The following is a 14,049-nucleotide window of genomic DNA, read 5'->3' on the forward strand; positions in this document are numbered from 1 at the left end:
CGTTCAGGGGCCACCACGACGAACGCCCCGCATCACGAAGATGCGGGGCGTTCGGTTGGCGGTACCGGTGGGATTTGAACCCACGGTGCGCTTTCACGCACACAACTTTTCGAGAGTTGCACCTTCGGCCGCTCGGACACGGTACCGAGATCGATGATAGCGGCCTCCGCGCGAGGCGCCAAAACGAGGGGATGCCGCTAGCCGGCCAACTGCGCGACCACCACGTCGGCGTCCTCCCCGACGCCCATGAGCAGCGGCGACTTCCGCGTCCGGAGCCAGGGCACACCCACGAAGTACAGCCCGGGCACCGTGTCGCTGGCGCCGTCGTGCTGCTCGGGGAACCCGAGGTCGTCCACGAGGTCGGGCGATCCGATCCAGCCGTAGTCCGAACGGAACCCGCAGGCGACGATCACGGCGGAGAGCTCGTCGATGCGCGGCGGCGGGGCCGCGGAGATGGGCTCGCCGGGCATCTCGGGCAGGTCGGGCACCGGCACCCCGATCCGCTCCGCGGCCACGCGGACCAGGTGGCAGACCGCGGCCCAGCCCGCGTCGCCCGACGCGATCGCCTCCTCGAGGCCCTCGGAGACCACCAGCCGACCGGCGTCCACACCCCGCACGCGTCCCGTGAGTCGGGCTCCATGGGCTGCGAGGGTGCGCAGGTTGAGGTCGTACCCGCCGCGCTGGCCGGTCACGAGCGGATTCGCGCCGAGGCGCGCGGCCGGACCCGGCAGGTCGGCGACCGTCTGCTCGAAGAAGCCCGCGTCGATCAGCCAGTCCACGCCGTCGCGGTCGCCGACCCGCCGCGGCATCGCGGGCGCGCGTCCCGCGGCGAGCACCACCTCCCGGCCCGCGAGCAGGAGTTCCTCGCTGATCTGCGCGGCGGTCTGCCCGCCCCCGATCACGAGGACCCGGCCACCGGGCACCGAGTCGGGCGATCGATAGGAGGCCGATCCGATGACCGGCAGGTGGACCGCGAGCACGTCCGCGATCGGCGGTCGCCGCTCGCGCTGGAACGCGCCGGTGCACGCCACGACCCGTCGGGCCCGGACCTCTCCCTCAGTGGTGTCGGCGACGAATCCCCCGTCGGTCGGGCGGAGGGCATCCACCCCGACGTGCTCGACCACGGGGGCGCCGAACGACTCCGCATAGGCGCGCAGGTGCGCGATGACCTCGGCCCGGGTCAGGTATCCGGCCGGGTCGTCGCCCCGGTACTCGCCACCGGGAAGGCGGATGGTGTGATTCGGCGTGACCAGGCAGAAGCTGTCCCAGCGCTCCGCCCACGCTCCGCCTGCTCGGTCGCGGTCGAGCACGACGTGGTCGACGCCGTTCGCCGTGAGCGCGTGACTGACGGCAAGACCGGCCTGGCCCGCACCGACCACGAGGACGTCCACGTCCGCGAGCACGTCCCAAGGCTAGGCGCGGAGCCGGCGCGCGACCATGACCATGGTCCCGCCGCACGACGACCCCTCGACGGCGTCCGCTCAGCGACCGTTCAGACACCGGCCCTAGCGTCGCGCCATGGTCGAGCAACGTCCGCCCGGGGCATCCGTCATCGCCGCGCTGGTGCCGATCGCGCTCGTCGCGGGAGTCGTGCTCGCGGTCCGCGCGGCCTGGCGACGGTTCCGCGCGCGGATCACGGCGAACAGCCTCATCCTGAACGAGACCCTGCCCGTGCACTCGAAGTGGTGGCGCGACCACGCGAGGGTGCGGGGCGAGATCCTCTACGTCGCGCTCGGCGACAGCGCAGCCCAGGGCATCGGGGCGAGCCGCCCCGACCACAGCTACGTCGGCCTGCTCGCGCGACTCATCCGCGACACCACGCGGCGGAGCGTTCGCGTCGTGAACCTGAGCGTCTCCGGCGCGACGACGACCCTCGCCGTGCAGGACCAGCTGCCGAAGCTCGCGAAGCTCCGGCCCGACGTGATGACCGTCTCGATCGGCGCGAACGACATCGCGAAGTGGGATCCGGAGTCGTTCGAGCAGAACCTCCACACCATCTTCGCCGCCGTGCCGTCGCACGCGCTCGTCGCGGACCTGCCCTTCTTCTACTTCCCGCACAACGAGCGGAAGGTCGCGGTGGCGAACCTCATCCTCCGCCGGGTGGCGGCCGAGCACGGGCTCGAGGTCGTCCGACTGCACCGGGAGACCCGCGTGCGCGGGTGGCGGCGCATCTTCACGCACTTCGCCAACGACTGGTTCCACCCCAACGACCACGGATACCAGGTCTGGGCCGACGCCTTCCGTCCGGCGGTGCTGGCCTCGCTCGCGGCACGGTTCCCCGCCGATGCCGGGGTCGCGCAGACCGAGCCGAGCCCAGCCGTGACGGATGCCCCGGGGCTGGGGCCGGCCGCCGCGGCGGGGGTCCCGGCGGATGTCGGGGGCCGGGCCTAGTCTCGGAGCATGGCGAAGCCCACGACCGCGTTCCGTTGCACCGAATGCGGTTGGAGCACCGTCAAGTGGGTCGGCCGGTGCGCCGAGTGCCAGCAGTGGGGCACCGTCGTCGAGGCCGGTGTCGAGACGGGCATCGTGCGAGGCCTGCAGGCCGTGGCCCCGAGCGCGGGGCGTGCCGCGCGACCCATCTCGGCGATCGTCGAGAGCGAAGACGCGGCCCATCGTCCGAGCGGGGTGGGCGAGTTCGACCGGGTCCTCGGCGGGGGCATCGTCGCGGGCGCCGCGATCCTGCTCTCGGGCGAGCCGGGCGTCGGCAAGTCGACGCTGCTGCTCGAGGTCGCGGCGAGGGTCGCCGCGGAGGGCCGCCGCGTGCTCTACGTGAGCGCCGAGGAGTCGACCGCGCAGGTCCGCCTGCGGGCCGGGCGCACTGGCGCCCTCCACGACGAGCTGTACCTCGCGTCCGAGACCGACCTCGCCACGATCCTCGGCCAGGTCGACCAGGTCTCCCCCGAGCTGCTCATCGTCGATTCGGTCCAGACCGTGTCCAGCGCGCTCTCCGACGGTCTGCCCGGGCAGCCGAGCCAGGTCCGCGAGGTCGCCTCGACCCTCATCCGCGTCGCCAAGGAGCGACAGCTCCCCGTGCTCCTCGTCGGGCACGTCACGAAGGACGGCACGATCGCCGGCCCGCGCCTGCTCGAGCACCTCGTCGACGTCGTCTGCCAGTTCGAGGGCGACCGGCAGACCGCGCTGCGCTTCGTGCGGGCGTTGAAGAACCGCTTCGGGCCGACCGACGAGGTCGGCTGCTTCGAGATGACGGGCGACGGCATCGCCGAGGTGCCCGACCCGTCCGGGCTCTTCCTCAGCCGCTCACGGAACGCCGTGAGCGGCACGTGCGTGACCGTCGCGCTCGAGGGCCGACGAGCGCTGCCCGTCGAGGTGCAGGCGCTCGTCGTCGGCACGAAGGCGCCGCAGCCGCGGCGCGTCGTGAACGGCGTCGACCCGTCGCGCGTCGCCATGATCATCGCGGTGCTCGAACGACGCGCGGGCCTCCGCCAGCTCGGCGAGCACGACGTGTACGTCTCCACGGTCGGCGGCGTGCGCCTCATCGAGCCGGCGGCCGACCTCGCGATCGCCGTGGCGATCGCGAGCGCGATGCGCGATCGCGCGGTGCCGCACGACCTCGCCGCGGTCGGCGAGATCAGCCTCGCCGGCGAGGTGCGACCGGTCGCATCGGCCCGGCAGCGCGCCGCCGAGGCGGCGCGCCTCGGCTATCGTGCGCTGCTCGACGACGACCTCGGCAGCGTGCGTGCGGCCGTCGAACGGGCGATGATGGCGGCCTCCGGGTCGCGCGAGCGCGAACTCGACGCGGCCTTCTAGACCGAGAGCGCCTTCAGCAGCTCAGCCGGCGAGGCCTGCATCGGGTGCGGCCCGGCGATGTCGAGGAACACCGTGGTGATCGTCGACTCGTATCGGGTGAGGAACGACTTCAGCCACGCCGGGCTCTGCAGCCCGACGGCCGGCGGGAGGTTCGCCGGCTTGTGCGCGGCGTCGCTGAAGAGCAGCAGCGCGACCTCGCCCGAATTCGGATCACGATACGTCCACACCTCGCCGCCGTCGAGCGGCCTGTCGCGGGGTCCGGGCTTGATGAGCGGAACGACCGTGTTGCCGTTGCGGAGGGCCAGCGCGACCGCCGCCATGTCCTGCCGCTCGAGGGCCTCGGCGAGCGCCTGCGACCGGAACTCGAGGGGCTGCTTGGGCTTCGAACGCTTCGCACCGGCCATCCTCCCAGCCTACCGAGGCCGGTGCACGCGAACCGCCGCGGGTGCAGCGGCCGGGCCCGCAGCGGAGGTCCGCGGCGCGAGCCCGCAGCGCAGCCCCGCGGCGGAGGTCCGCGGCGCGAGGTAACGCCGCGGACCCCTTGGACCGCAGGATGGTTAGTCCACGTCCGATCCTGCTGAGCAATCCTCGCGAGATCAACGGAAGGCCGTCACACGCGGACACATCCGCGCAGCGGCGACCTGCGTCGACGGGCGTGCGAATCGCGCAGGTCAGTAGAGCAGGAACTGCTTCGACGTCGACGACTCGAACCCGCTCATGCTGACGTTCAGGTGGTACGACGCGCCACCGGCGGGGACGCTCGTCCGCTCGCCGCCGCAGGTGTCGGCGCTCGACCGCGTGCGGTCCCACGTGATGGGTTCGCTCGAGGAGACCGGCGTGCCGGGCTCGATCGAGACCTCGGCATCGACCGGGTCGACCTGGCAGTCGGTCGAGGTCCAGTACGTGTCCGCCCCGCTCGTGACGGTGAACACCTGCGCCGCCGTGCCGACGTTCATGACGCACGAGTTGGAGCCCGTGTTCGTGATCGTGACCGAGAGCTTCGGCTGTTCGCCCGCGGCATAGACCGCCGCATCGGTGACGGCCTCCACCGTGATCTGGTCGGCCCTGCAGGGGTCGCCGTCGGCGGCGGGCTCGGCCGCGGGTTCGCTCGCCGGCGGCTCGGCGGCATCCGTCGCGGTCGCGCCGTCGGTCGCCGCAGCCGTCGGCGGCGCGCTCGCGGGCGTGGTCGCGCCGACGGTGTCGCCCTGGCTCGCGCCCGGGCGCACGAAGACGAGGACGACCGCGACGATCACCGCGACGAGGCCCAGGAGCACCATGAGCCGACGGCGTCGGTACACGGCAGCGGGCAGGCGCCCTGACGCGGGACGGTTGGTCGACATGGGCTCAGGCTACGGCCGCGCGGCGAAGCGGGACGCGCGGGCGCGCGGCGTGCCCCGACGCCGATGAGGAACGCTCAGAGGACTTTCAGCATCCGCGTGTTGCCGAGCGTGTTCTGCTTGACCCGCGCGAGGTCGAGGAACTCCGCGACGCCCTCGTCGTGCGAGCGCACGAGCTCGGCGTACAGTTCTGGATCGACGCTCTCGGCACCCATGTCCTCGAAGCCGTGCCGACCGAAGAACGACACCTCGAACGTCAGGCAGAACAGGCGGCTCAGCCCGAGCTCGCGGGCATCGGACTCGAGCGCGGCGAGGAGCGCGTGGCCGACCCCGTGGCCGAGCCACTCCTCGCCCACGGCGAGCGTGCGGATCTCGCCGAGGTCCTCCCACATGACGTGCAGCGCACCGCAGCCGACGACCGTGCCGTCGGACGTCTCCGCGACGCGGAACTCCTGCACCGCGCCGTACAGGTCGACGCGCTCCTTGCCGAGCAGGATGCGTCGGGCCACGAGCGGCTCGACGAGTTCCACGATCTTCGGCACGTCGGGCGTGCGCGCCCGGCGCACGGTGATGGGCGGCTGCGTCATCCGCTCATCGTATTGCGCCGGACGCGCCGGGCCCGTCCACGCCGAGCAGGTCGAGGATGAGACCGGTGAGCAGCGCCGTGCGCGCGGGGATGTCCGCGACCATGACGTGCTCGTGGTCGGCGTGCGCTCCCCCGCCGACCGCGCCGAGGCCGTCGAGGGTGGGCACGCCGATCCCCGCGGTGAAGTTGCCGTCGGATGCGCCTCCGACGACGATCGCGTCCGGCAGCGACATCCCGAGCCCGTCGGCGACGGCGCGGGCGCGGCGCCACACGCCCTCGGTGGCGGCGATCTCGAGCGGCGGGCGCCCCACGCCGCCGTGCACCGCGATGCGCGCTCCGGTCGACGAGACGAGCGAGCGGAACGCCGCGTCGACGCGCTCCTGCTCCCCCACCGTGAGGGCGCGCACGTCGACCTCGAACGACGCGTGCGCGGGCACGGTGTTCATGGTCGTGCCGCTGCGGGCGACGGTCGGCGTGACCGACGTGCCGACCGAGGCATCCGCGAACCCGGCGACGACGCCGACCTGGTGCGCGAGTTCGAGGGTCGCGTTGAGGCCCTTCTCGGGCTCGAGGCCCGCGTGTGCCGCCCGCCCGGTGATCTCGACGCGGTAGCTCGAGGTGCCCTTGCGTCCGATCTTCAACGCTCCGCCGTCGCCGCTCGCCTCGAGCACCAGGGCGGCGACGCATCCGTCGGCCTCCTGCTCGATCAGAGCCCGGGACGTCTGCGATCCGAGCTCCTCGTCGCCGGTGACCAGCAGTGTGACGGCGGCGTCGGGGAGATGCCCGAGGTGGGCCGCGGCGTGGACGGCCATGACCAACCCGGTCAGCATGTCGAAGCACCCCGGGCCCCGGACCACGCCGTCCTGGATGGAGAAGGGGTGGGTCTCGAGCGAGCCGATCGGCCACACGGTGTCGTGGTGGGCGAGCAGGAGCACGCGCGGCGCATCGGGCTCCGGGGAGCCGAGGTGCCAACGGAGGTGGGTGCATCCGTCGACCACGATGCGTTCGGGGGCGAAGCCGAGACGGCGCTCGCCGATCTCGGCGACGGCGTCGGCGGACCGCGCGACCGCGGCGAGGTCGGCCGACGGCGACTCGACCAGCACCAGCCGCTCGAGGTCGTGGAGGGTCTCGGCCAGGCTCGCGTCGGCCCAGTCCAGCAGCGGATGTCTCATGGCGGCTCGCCTCGCAGTCCAGGTCCGGGGAACGACCATTCGACGATATCGCCGTCGCGCGCCCGAAACGACGAAGGGGCGGATGCCGCAGCATCCGCCCCTGTCGTGGTTCCGGGTTACTGGCCGGCAGCCAGGTCGGGCGTCGCCGGCCCGGTGCCGATCGCGGCGCCCGTGTTCACGCCGACCCCGACGGGAAGCGCCCGCTGGGTCGTCGTGAAGACGAACTCGCCGTCCTTGAAGTCCACGTGCACGTGGTCGCCCGAGTTGAGCTCGCCGTGCAGGATCTTCTCGGACAGGCGGTCCTCGACCTCGTGCTGCACCGCACGGCGGAGCGGCCGGGCGCCGAGCGCCGGGTCGAACCCGACCTCGATCAGCCGCTCCTTCGCCGGGACGGTCAGCTCGACGGTCATGTCGCGGTCGAGCATGCGCTCGCTGAGCCGCTTGATGAACAGGTCGACGATCTGCAGCAGCTCCTCCTTGCTGAGCTGCGGGAACACGATGATCTCGTCGACGCGGTTCAGGAACTCGGGCTTGAAGTGCTTCTTCAGCTCCTCGTTCACCTTCGCGCGCATGAGGTCGTAGCCCGTGCGGGTGTCGCCCTCGACCTGGAAGCCCACGGGGCCGCCCGAGATGTCCTTCGTGCCGAGGTTCGTCGTCATGATGATGACGGTGTTCTTGAAGTCGACCACGCGGCCCTGGCCGTCGGTGAGGCGGCCCTCCTCCAGGATCTGCAGGAGCGAGTTGAAGATGTCGGGGTGGGCCTTCTCGATCTCGTCGAACAGCACGACCGAGAACGGCTTGCGGCGCACCTTCTCGGTGAGCTGGCCGCCCTCCTCGAAGCCGACGAAGCCGGGAGGGGCGCCGAACAGTCGCGAGACCGTGTGCTTCTCGCCGTACTCCGACATGTCGAGCGAGATCATCGCCGACTCGTCGTCGAACAGGAACTCGGCGAGCGCCTTGGCGAGCTCCGTCTTCCCGACGCCGGTGGGGCCGGCGAAGATGAACGAGCCCGAGGGGCGCTTCGGGTCCTTGAGGCCGGCGCGCGTGCGGCGGATCGTCTTCGACAGGGCGGAGATCGCCTCCTCCTGGCCGATGACGCGCTCATGGAGGGCCTTCTCCATGAAGACCAGCCGCGAGCTCTCCTCCTCGGTGAGCTTGAAGACGGGGATGCCGGTGGCCTGTGCGAGCACCTCGGCGATCAGGCCCTCGTCGACGACCGCGGTCGTCTTGACCTCGCCCGACTTCCACTGCTTCTCGAGGCGCAGGCGCTCGCCGAGCAGGTTCTTCTCCTCGTCGCGCAGCGACGCGGCCTTCTCGAAGTCCTGCTCCTCGATCGCGGTCTCCTTGGCGGAGCGGACCACGGCGATCTTCTCGTCGAACTCGCGCAGCTCCGGAGGCGACGAGAGGATCGACAGGCGCAGGCGCGCGCCGGCCTCGTCGATCAGGTCGATCGCCTTGTCCGGGAGGAACCGGTCGCTGATGTAGCGGTCGGCGAGGTTCGCGGCGGCGACGATCGCGCCATCCGTGATGGACACCTTGTGGTGCGCCTCGTAGCGGTCGCGGAGGCCCTTGAGGATGTTGATCGCGTGCGGGAGCGACGGCTCGGCCACCTGGATCGGCTGGAAGCGGCGCTCGAGCGCGGCATCCTTCTCGAAGTGCTTGCGGTACTCGTCGAGCGTGGTGGCGCCGATGGTCTGCAGCTCGCCGCGGGCGAGCAGCGGCTTGAGGATCGACGCGGCGTCGATCGCGCCCTCGGCGGCACCCGCACCGACGAGGGTGTGGATCTCGTCGATGAAGACGATGATGTCGCCGCGCGTGCGGATCTCCTTGGTGACCTTCTTCAGGCGCTCCTCGAAGTCGCCGCGGTAGCGCGAGCCGGCGATGAGCGAGCCGAGGTCGAGCGAGTAGAGCTGCTTGTCCTTCAGCGTCTCGGGCACCTCGCCCTTGACGATCGCCTGGGCGAGGCCCTCGACGACCGCGGTCTTGCCGACGCCGGGCTCGCCGATGAGCACGGGGTTGTTCTTGGAGCGGCGCGAGAGGATCTGCATGACCCGCTCGATCTCCTTCTCGCGGCCGATGACCGGGTCGAGCTTGGAGTCGCGCGCGGCCTGCGTGAGGTTGCGGCCGAACTGGTCGAGGATCTGCGAGCCGCCCTGGGGCTGCTGCTGCTCGTTCGCGCCGACCTGGACCTGCTCCTTGCCCTGGTAGCCGGAGAGGAGCTGGATGACCTGCTGGCGCACGCGGTTGAGGTCGGCCCCCAGCTTCACGAGCACCTGGGCGGCGACGCCCTCGCCCTCGCGGATGAGGCCGAGCAGGATGTGCTCGGTGCCGATGTAGTTGTGGCCGAGCTGGAGCGCCTCGCGGAGCGAGAGCTCGAGCACCTTCTTGGCGCGCGGCGTGAACGGGATGTGCCCGGTCGGCTGCTGCTGGCCCTGCCCGATGATGTCCTGCACCTGCTCGCGGACGGCATCGAGGGAGATCCCCAGCGACTCGAGCGCCTTCGCGGCCACGCCCTCACCCTCGTGGATGAGGCCGAGCAGGATGTGCTCGGTGCCGATGTAGTTGTGATTCAGCATCTTGGCCTCTTCCTGGGCCAGGACGACGACACGACGGGCTCGGTCCGTGAATCTCTCGAACATCTCAACTCCTCGCCGACGCCGGGTAGGGGCGTCGTTACGTTCCACGTTAACCACCGGGGCTCGGCGTTGGGCCGCTGTTCGCCACGGGCGCACGCTCACGACGTGGTTCGTCGCGGCGGCGCGGGCGGATGCCTCGGGCCGGCGGTCGAGGCGGATGCCGCGGGGTCGACCGCACCCGCCGGCACGTGGTTTGATGCACGCATGCCCAGACTCGTGCTGACCGTCATCGGGGACGACCGCGCCGGACTCGTCGGGGCGCTCGCCGACGTCATCGGCGACCACGGCGGCAACTGGGAGCAGAGCCAGATGGCCGAGCTCGCCGGCCAGTTCGCCGGCATCGTCGTGGTCGACGTGCCCGCCGAGCAGGAGGCTGCGCTGCGCGCCGCGCTCGACGGTCTCGACGGGCTCATGGAGGTCTCGGCGCACCCGGGCGTCGAGGCGACGGCAGAGGCCGGGGCATCCGCCGTCTGGACGCCGCTGCGCATCGACCTGATCGGCAACGACCACCCGGGCATCGTGCGCGACATCTCGGCGGTGCTCGCCCGGCACGGGCTCAGCATCGAGACGATCACGACCGGCCAGCGCGACGCGCCGATGGCCGGCGGCCGACTGTTCGAGGCGCACCTCGTCGTGCGGGTGCCGCCGGGCGGCGACCCCGCCGACGTGCGCGACGACCTGGAGCGCGTGGCGAGCGAGCTGTTCGTCGACCTCACGCTCGGGCACGGCTGACGCCGGGCGACCCCTGCACCGCGGCGACTCGGCGGCTCGGCGACTACTTGATCGGCACCGTGACGACCTGGTCGCCGACGGTCACCTCGAGCGGCTCGGTCGTCGTGGTGTACACGGGAGTCCAGAAGACGGTGGTGTGCGGGACGAAGTCGGCCGTGCAGGGCCGGGTCTCGGGTTCCGGCAGCACCGCCTCGACCGCGTTGCCCTCGCCCGCCTCGGCGACGACCTTCAGTTCGGTCGGCACGACGGGGCACGTCGACGAGCCCCAGATCGTGATCGCCAGCTTGCCGCCGTCGTCGAGGTACTGCACGTAGGGCTCGTCGCCGGTCGGCTCCGGGGCGTCGACCACGTCCTCCTCGTCGGTCTCCTCCTCGGTCGACCCGCCGAGGTCCGTCTCCTCGCCGCCGGCCTCACCCGCGGCCTCCTCCTCCGCGACGGGCAGGCCCGGGAAGTCCTCGACCGCGCCGGAGCCCGGGTTGCAGCCCGTGAGCACGAGGGCCGAGGCGATCGCGAGTCCGGCGACGAGGAGACGGCGGGGTCCGGTGAGCGAAGTCATGGCGCCATGCTGCCACGCGGTCGCCCTCGCCGGACGGGACCTCCGGCCCTACCCTCCTCGCGTCGGAGGTGGGCGCGGGACCGTCACGGCCGATCCCTCCCACCGTCGGCGCCCGCGCGTAGGATTCGGGCATGAGCAACCTCGAGCGCGATCCCGTCGAACTGCTCTGCCCGCCCGACGAGACCACCGGCCCCGGAGTCGCCGTCTACGAGTACCGCGAGGTCCCGCTCGGCGGTCCGCGCGCGATGCCGGTCCGCCGCACGCTCCCGCAGCGCGGGCGCACGACCATCGGCGCCTGGTGCTTCGCCGACCACTACGGTCCCGACGACGTCGCGGAGACGGGCGGCATGGTCGTCCCGCCGCACCCGCACACGGGGCTGCAGACCGTGAGCTGGCTGTTCGAGGGCGAGATCGAGCACCGCGACTCCACGGGCAGCCACGAACTGGTGCGGCCCGGGGGCGTCAACCTGATGACCGCAGGACGAGGGATCTCGCACTCCGAGGTCTCCACGTCGGGCACGACGCGCCTGCACGGCGTCCAGCTCTGGGTCGCGCTCCCCGACGACGCGCGGTCGGTCGCGCCGTTCTTCGAGCACGCCGACACGACGCCCTTCCGGCTCGGCGACGCGACGGTGCGCGTCTTCGTCGGCGAGCTCGCGGGCGACGGCGAGACGACGGATGCCGCGGCCGGGTCGATCACGGTCTTCTCACCACTCCTCGGCGCGCAGGTCGATCTCCCCGCGGGAGGCTCGGTCGACCTCCCGCTCGACCCCACGTTCGAGCACGGGATCCTCGTGGACTCCGGTCCCGCCTTCGTCGAGGCGCCGGAGTCCGGGACGGCCACCGAGGTGCCGTGGGCGCAGCTCGCGCACCTCGAGCGGGGTCACGAGCGCGTGCGCGTGCGCGCGGACGCCGACCCGGTCCGCATCGTGCTGCTCGGCGGCGTGCCCTTCGAGGAGGAGCTCGTGATGTGGTGGAACTTCATCGGGCGCACGCACGACGAGATCGTCGAGTTCCGCCGCAGCTGGCAGTCCGACGTGATCGCGCGCAACGACCCCGACGGCCCGTTCGGGGTCGTCGCCGGCTACGACGGCGACCCGCTCCCGGCGCCCGACCTGCCGACCGTGCGGTTGAAGCCGCGGCGCTGACACGCGCTCCGCGCACGCCGACGGCCGGTGTCCGGGAGCGGGGCACCGGCCGTCGGGGCTCGGTGGGCGGTCAGGCCGCGAGGATCGAGGGCTCTCCCTCCGCGACCTCCTCGCGGATCGTGCGTCGGTGGGCCCAGCGCTTCAGCGCGATGACCGCAAGCGCGCCGACGACAGATCCCGCCACGATCGCGAGCACGAACCAGAGCAGGTTCCCGATCGCGAAGAAGACGAAGATGCCGCCGTGCGGCGCCTGCGAGGTGACGCCCATGCCCATGCAGATCGCACCGGCGACGGCGCCGCCGAGGATCATGGACGGGATGACGCGGAAGAGGTCGGCCGCGGCGAACGGGATCGCGCCCTCGGAGATGAACGCGGCGCCGAGCAGCCACGCGGCCTTGCCGTTCTCACGCTCGACCGGCGTGAACAGCTTGCGGTCGAGCACGGTGGCGAGTGCCATCGCGAGCGGCGGGACCATGCCGGCCGCCATGACCGCGGCCATCACCATGAGCGGTGCCTGGTTCTCGACCGTCGCGGCGCCGAGCCCGGCGACGGCGAAGGAGTACGCGACCTTGTTGACGGGGCCGCCCAGGTCGAATCCCATCATGGCGCCGAGGATCAGGCCGAGCACGACCGCCGCGGCACCCGAGAGGCCGGAGAGCCAGTCGTTCAGCGCGGTGGACAGCGCCGCGATCGGTCCGCCGAGGACCACGATCATGAGGCCGGACGCCACGATCGACGCGACGAGCGGGATGATCACGACCGGCATGAGGCCCCGCAGCCAGCGCGGCACGTCGAGGCGTGCGAACATCAGCGCCACCCAGCCGGCGAGCAGGCCGCCGACGAGGCCGCCGATGAAGCCCGCACCCATGAGGCCCGCGACGGAACCGGCCACGAAGCCGGGCGCGATTCCGGGGCGGTCGGCGATCGCGTAGGCGATGTAGCCGGCCAGCGCGGGGACCAGGAAGCCCATCGAGATCGCGCCGATCTGGAAGAAGACCGCCCCGAGGTAGAGGAGGAACCCGCCCTCGGGGAGGTTGAACAGGCTGTTCGTCGTGACGATCTCGCCCGCGGTCGCGGTGATGTCGTAGCCGCCGAAGAGGAAGCCCAGCGCGATGAGCAGGCCGCCGCCGGCGACGAACGGGATCATGTAGCTGACGCCGGTGAGCAGGACGCGCTTGACCTTCTGGCCGAAGTGCTCGTTCGCGGCCGCGGCGGTCGCGGTCGCGGTCGCCTCGCCCGTGACGCGCGGCGCCGACGGGTCGCTGATCGCGGCGACGGCCTCGTCGATCATCTCGGCGGGGTGGTCGATGCCGCGCTTCACGGGCCCCTGGACGACCGGCTTGCCGGCGAACCGGCTCTTGTCGCGGACGTCGACGTCGACGGCGAACACCACGGCGTCGGCACGTGCGATGACGTCGGGCGCCAGTGGCGTCGAGCCGGACGAGCCCTGCGTCTCGACGTGCATCTCGACGCCGGCCTTCTTCGCGGCTGCGGCGAGCGCGTCGGCGGCCATGTAGGTGTGCGCGATGCCGGTCGGGCATGCGGTGACCGCGATGAGCACGGGCGCGTGATCCGGTGCGGCCGACGCCCCGGCCGCGGCCTGGGCGGAGGCAGCGGCGGCCCCGGCTGCCACGGGCGCGGCGGCGGGCTCCTCCTTCGGCTGCAGTGCCCCTTCGACGAGCGCGACGAAGGCCGGCACGTCGGGAGCGGATCGCAGCGAGGCGACGAAGTCCTCGTTGATGAGCGATCGTGCGAGCGTCGAGAGCACCGCGAGGTGGTCCTGTGTCGACGCCGTCGGCACCGCGATGAGGAACACCAGGTCGGCCGGCCCGTCGAAGGAGCCGAAGTCGACCCCCTCGGGCAGGCGCGCCGCGGCGAGCGTGGGCTCGGTCACGGCATCGGACTTCGCGTGCGGGATGGCGATGCCGCCCGGGACGCCGGTGGAGTCCTTCTCCTCGCGCGCCCACGCATCGGCGAACAGCGCATCGGTGTCGGTGGCGCGGCCGGCTGCGACGACGGCGTCGGCGAGCGCCCGGATGACGGCGGCCTTGTCGGCGCCGATCGGCTCGTCGAGGGTGACGAGTCGTTGGTCGATGACGGTGGACATCGATTCC

12 protein-coding genes and 1 tRNA gene are annotated in these 14,049 nt (G+C 72.1%); 4 read left to right on the forward strand and 9 right to left on the reverse strand.

What is annotated here, in order from left to right; genetic code table 11:
- Window positions 1–56: 56 nt before the first annotated feature.
- A tRNA-Ser gene (locus tag ACFVHK_RS06450) sits at window positions 57–146 on the reverse strand.
- Window positions 147–197: 51 nt separating this feature from the next.
- Window positions 198–1,403, reverse strand: a complete 1,206-nt coding sequence (locus ACFVHK_RS06455) for a flavin-containing monooxygenase (protein WP_376928089.1) — start codon at window positions 1,401–1,403, stop codon at window positions 198–200.
- A 115-nt stretch (window positions 1,404–1,518) separates the two neighbouring features.
- Here ACFVHK_RS06455 and ACFVHK_RS06460 point away from each other — a divergent pair, with 115 nt between their 5' ends.
- Window positions 1,519–2,391 carry an SGNH/GDSL hydrolase family protein gene (locus tag ACFVHK_RS06460; RefSeq protein WP_376928090.1) on the forward strand — a complete coding sequence of 291 codons (873 nt, stop codon included), beginning with the start codon at window positions 1,519–1,521 and terminating at the stop codon, window positions 2,389–2,391.
- A 9-nt stretch (window positions 2,392–2,400) separates the two neighbouring features.
- A complete protein-coding gene (radA, locus tag ACFVHK_RS06465) occupies window positions 2,401–3,768 on the forward strand; it encodes a DNA repair protein RadA (RefSeq protein WP_376928091.1) in 1,368 nt (455 codons plus the stop codon).
- Here radA and ACFVHK_RS06470 read toward each other — a convergent pair.
- The 5 genes from ACFVHK_RS06470 to ACFVHK_RS06490 form a co-directional block, all read right to left on the reverse strand.
- Window positions 3,765–4,172 carry a dehydrogenase gene (locus ACFVHK_RS06470; protein ID WP_376928092.1) on the reverse strand — a complete coding sequence of 136 codons (408 nt, stop codon included), beginning with the start codon at window positions 4,170–4,172 and terminating at the stop codon, window positions 3,765–3,767. The two genes, radA and ACFVHK_RS06470, sit on opposite strands and share 4 nt — an antisense overlap.
- Before the next feature lie 267 nt (window positions 4,173–4,439).
- Window positions 4,440–5,108 carry a hypothetical protein gene (locus ACFVHK_RS06475; RefSeq protein WP_376928093.1) on the reverse strand — a complete coding sequence of 223 codons (669 nt, stop codon included), beginning with the start codon at window positions 5,106–5,108 and terminating at the stop codon, window positions 4,440–4,442.
- 74 nt (window positions 5,109–5,182) lie between these two features.
- Window positions 5,183–5,692 (reverse strand): amino-acid N-acetyltransferase, encoded by a 510-nt coding sequence (locus ACFVHK_RS06480; RefSeq protein ID WP_129236015.1) that lies wholly within the window; start codon window positions 5,690–5,692, stop codon window positions 5,183–5,185.
- Between the two features lie 4 nt (window positions 5,693–5,696).
- Complete coding sequence (locus tag ACFVHK_RS06485) at window positions 5,697–6,863, reverse strand: M20 family metallopeptidase (protein ID WP_376928094.1); 1,167 nt, start codon at window positions 6,861–6,863, stop codon at window positions 5,697–5,699.
- Window positions 6,864–6,979: 116 nt separating this feature from the next.
- Window positions 6,980–9,502: an ATP-dependent Clp protease ATP-binding subunit gene (locus tag ACFVHK_RS06490; protein ID WP_129234413.1), complete on the reverse strand. Its 2,523-nt coding sequence runs from the start codon at window positions 9,500–9,502 to the stop codon at window positions 6,980–6,982.
- Window positions 9,503–9,703: 201 nt separating this feature from the next.
- On the opposite strand from ACFVHK_RS06490, the gene ACFVHK_RS06495 reads away from it, so the two are divergent.
- Window positions 9,704–10,231, forward strand: a complete 528-nt coding sequence (locus tag ACFVHK_RS06495) for a glycine cleavage system protein R (protein WP_376928095.1) — start codon at window positions 9,704–9,706, stop codon at window positions 10,229–10,231.
- 43 nt (window positions 10,232–10,274) lie between these two features.
- On the opposite strand, the gene ACFVHK_RS06500 is transcribed toward ACFVHK_RS06495, so the two are convergent.
- Window positions 10,275–10,787, reverse strand: coding sequence for a hypothetical protein (locus ACFVHK_RS06500; RefSeq protein WP_376928096.1), 513 nt, complete (start codon window positions 10,785–10,787; stop codon window positions 10,275–10,277).
- 131 nt (window positions 10,788–10,918) lie between these two features.
- Between ACFVHK_RS06500 and ACFVHK_RS06505 the strand changes: the two genes are divergently transcribed.
- Window positions 10,919–11,935: a pirin family protein gene (locus ACFVHK_RS06505; protein WP_376928097.1), complete on the forward strand. Its 1,017-nt coding sequence runs from the start codon at window positions 10,919–10,921 to the stop codon at window positions 11,933–11,935.
- 70 nt (window positions 11,936–12,005) lie between these two features.
- Here ACFVHK_RS06505 and ACFVHK_RS06510 read toward each other — a convergent pair whose 3' ends face one another.
- On the reverse strand, window positions 12,006–14,042 hold the full coding sequence (locus ACFVHK_RS06510) for a PTS fructose transporter subunit IIABC (RefSeq protein WP_376928098.1): 2,037 nt from the start codon (window positions 14,040–14,042) through the stop codon (window positions 12,006–12,008).
- Between the last annotated feature and the right edge of the window lie 7 nt (window positions 14,043–14,049).

Origin of the sequence: Agromyces binzhouensis, from assembly GCF_042672355.1 — a bacterium.
Lineage (GTDB): Bacteria > Actinomycetota > Actinomycetes > Actinomycetales > Microbacteriaceae > Agromyces > Agromyces binzhouensis.

Coding starts and splice junctions, on each gene's coding strand:
- ACFVHK_RS06460 (WP_376928090.1), top strand. CDS start 1,519: ATGGTCGAGCAACGTCCGCCCGGGGCATCCGTCATCGCCGCGCTGGTG.
- radA (WP_376928091.1), top strand. CDS start 2,401: ATGGCGAAGCCCACGACCGCGTTCCGTTGCACCGAATGCGGTTGGAGC.
- ACFVHK_RS06470 (WP_376928092.1), bottom strand. CDS start 4,172: ATGGCCGGTGCGAAGCGTTCGAAGCCCAAGCAGCCCCTCGAGTTCCGG.
- ACFVHK_RS06475 (WP_376928093.1), bottom strand. CDS start 5,108: ATGTCGACCAACCGTCCCGCGTCAGGGCGCCTGCCCGCTGCCGTGTAC.
- ACFVHK_RS06480 (WP_129236015.1), bottom strand. CDS start 5,692: ATGACGCAGCCGCCCATCACCGTGCGCCGGGCGCGCACGCCCGACGTG.
- ACFVHK_RS06485 (WP_376928094.1), bottom strand. CDS start 6,863: ATGAGACATCCGCTGCTGGACTGGGCCGACGCGAGCCTGGCCGAGACC.
- ACFVHK_RS06490 (WP_129234413.1), bottom strand. CDS start 9,502: ATGTTCGAGAGATTCACGGACCGAGCCCGTCGTGTCGTCGTCCTGGCC.
- ACFVHK_RS06495 (WP_376928095.1), top strand. CDS start 9,704: ATGCCCAGACTCGTGCTGACCGTCATCGGGGACGACCGCGCCGGACTC.
- ACFVHK_RS06500 (WP_376928096.1), bottom strand. CDS start 10,787: ATGACTTCGCTCACCGGACCCCGCCGTCTCCTCGTCGCCGGACTCGCG.
- ACFVHK_RS06505 (WP_376928097.1), top strand. CDS start 10,919: ATGAGCAACCTCGAGCGCGATCCCGTCGAACTGCTCTGCCCGCCCGAC.
- ACFVHK_RS06510 (WP_376928098.1), bottom strand. CDS start 14,042: ATGTCCACCGTCATCGACCAACGACTCGTCACCCTCGACGAGCCGATC.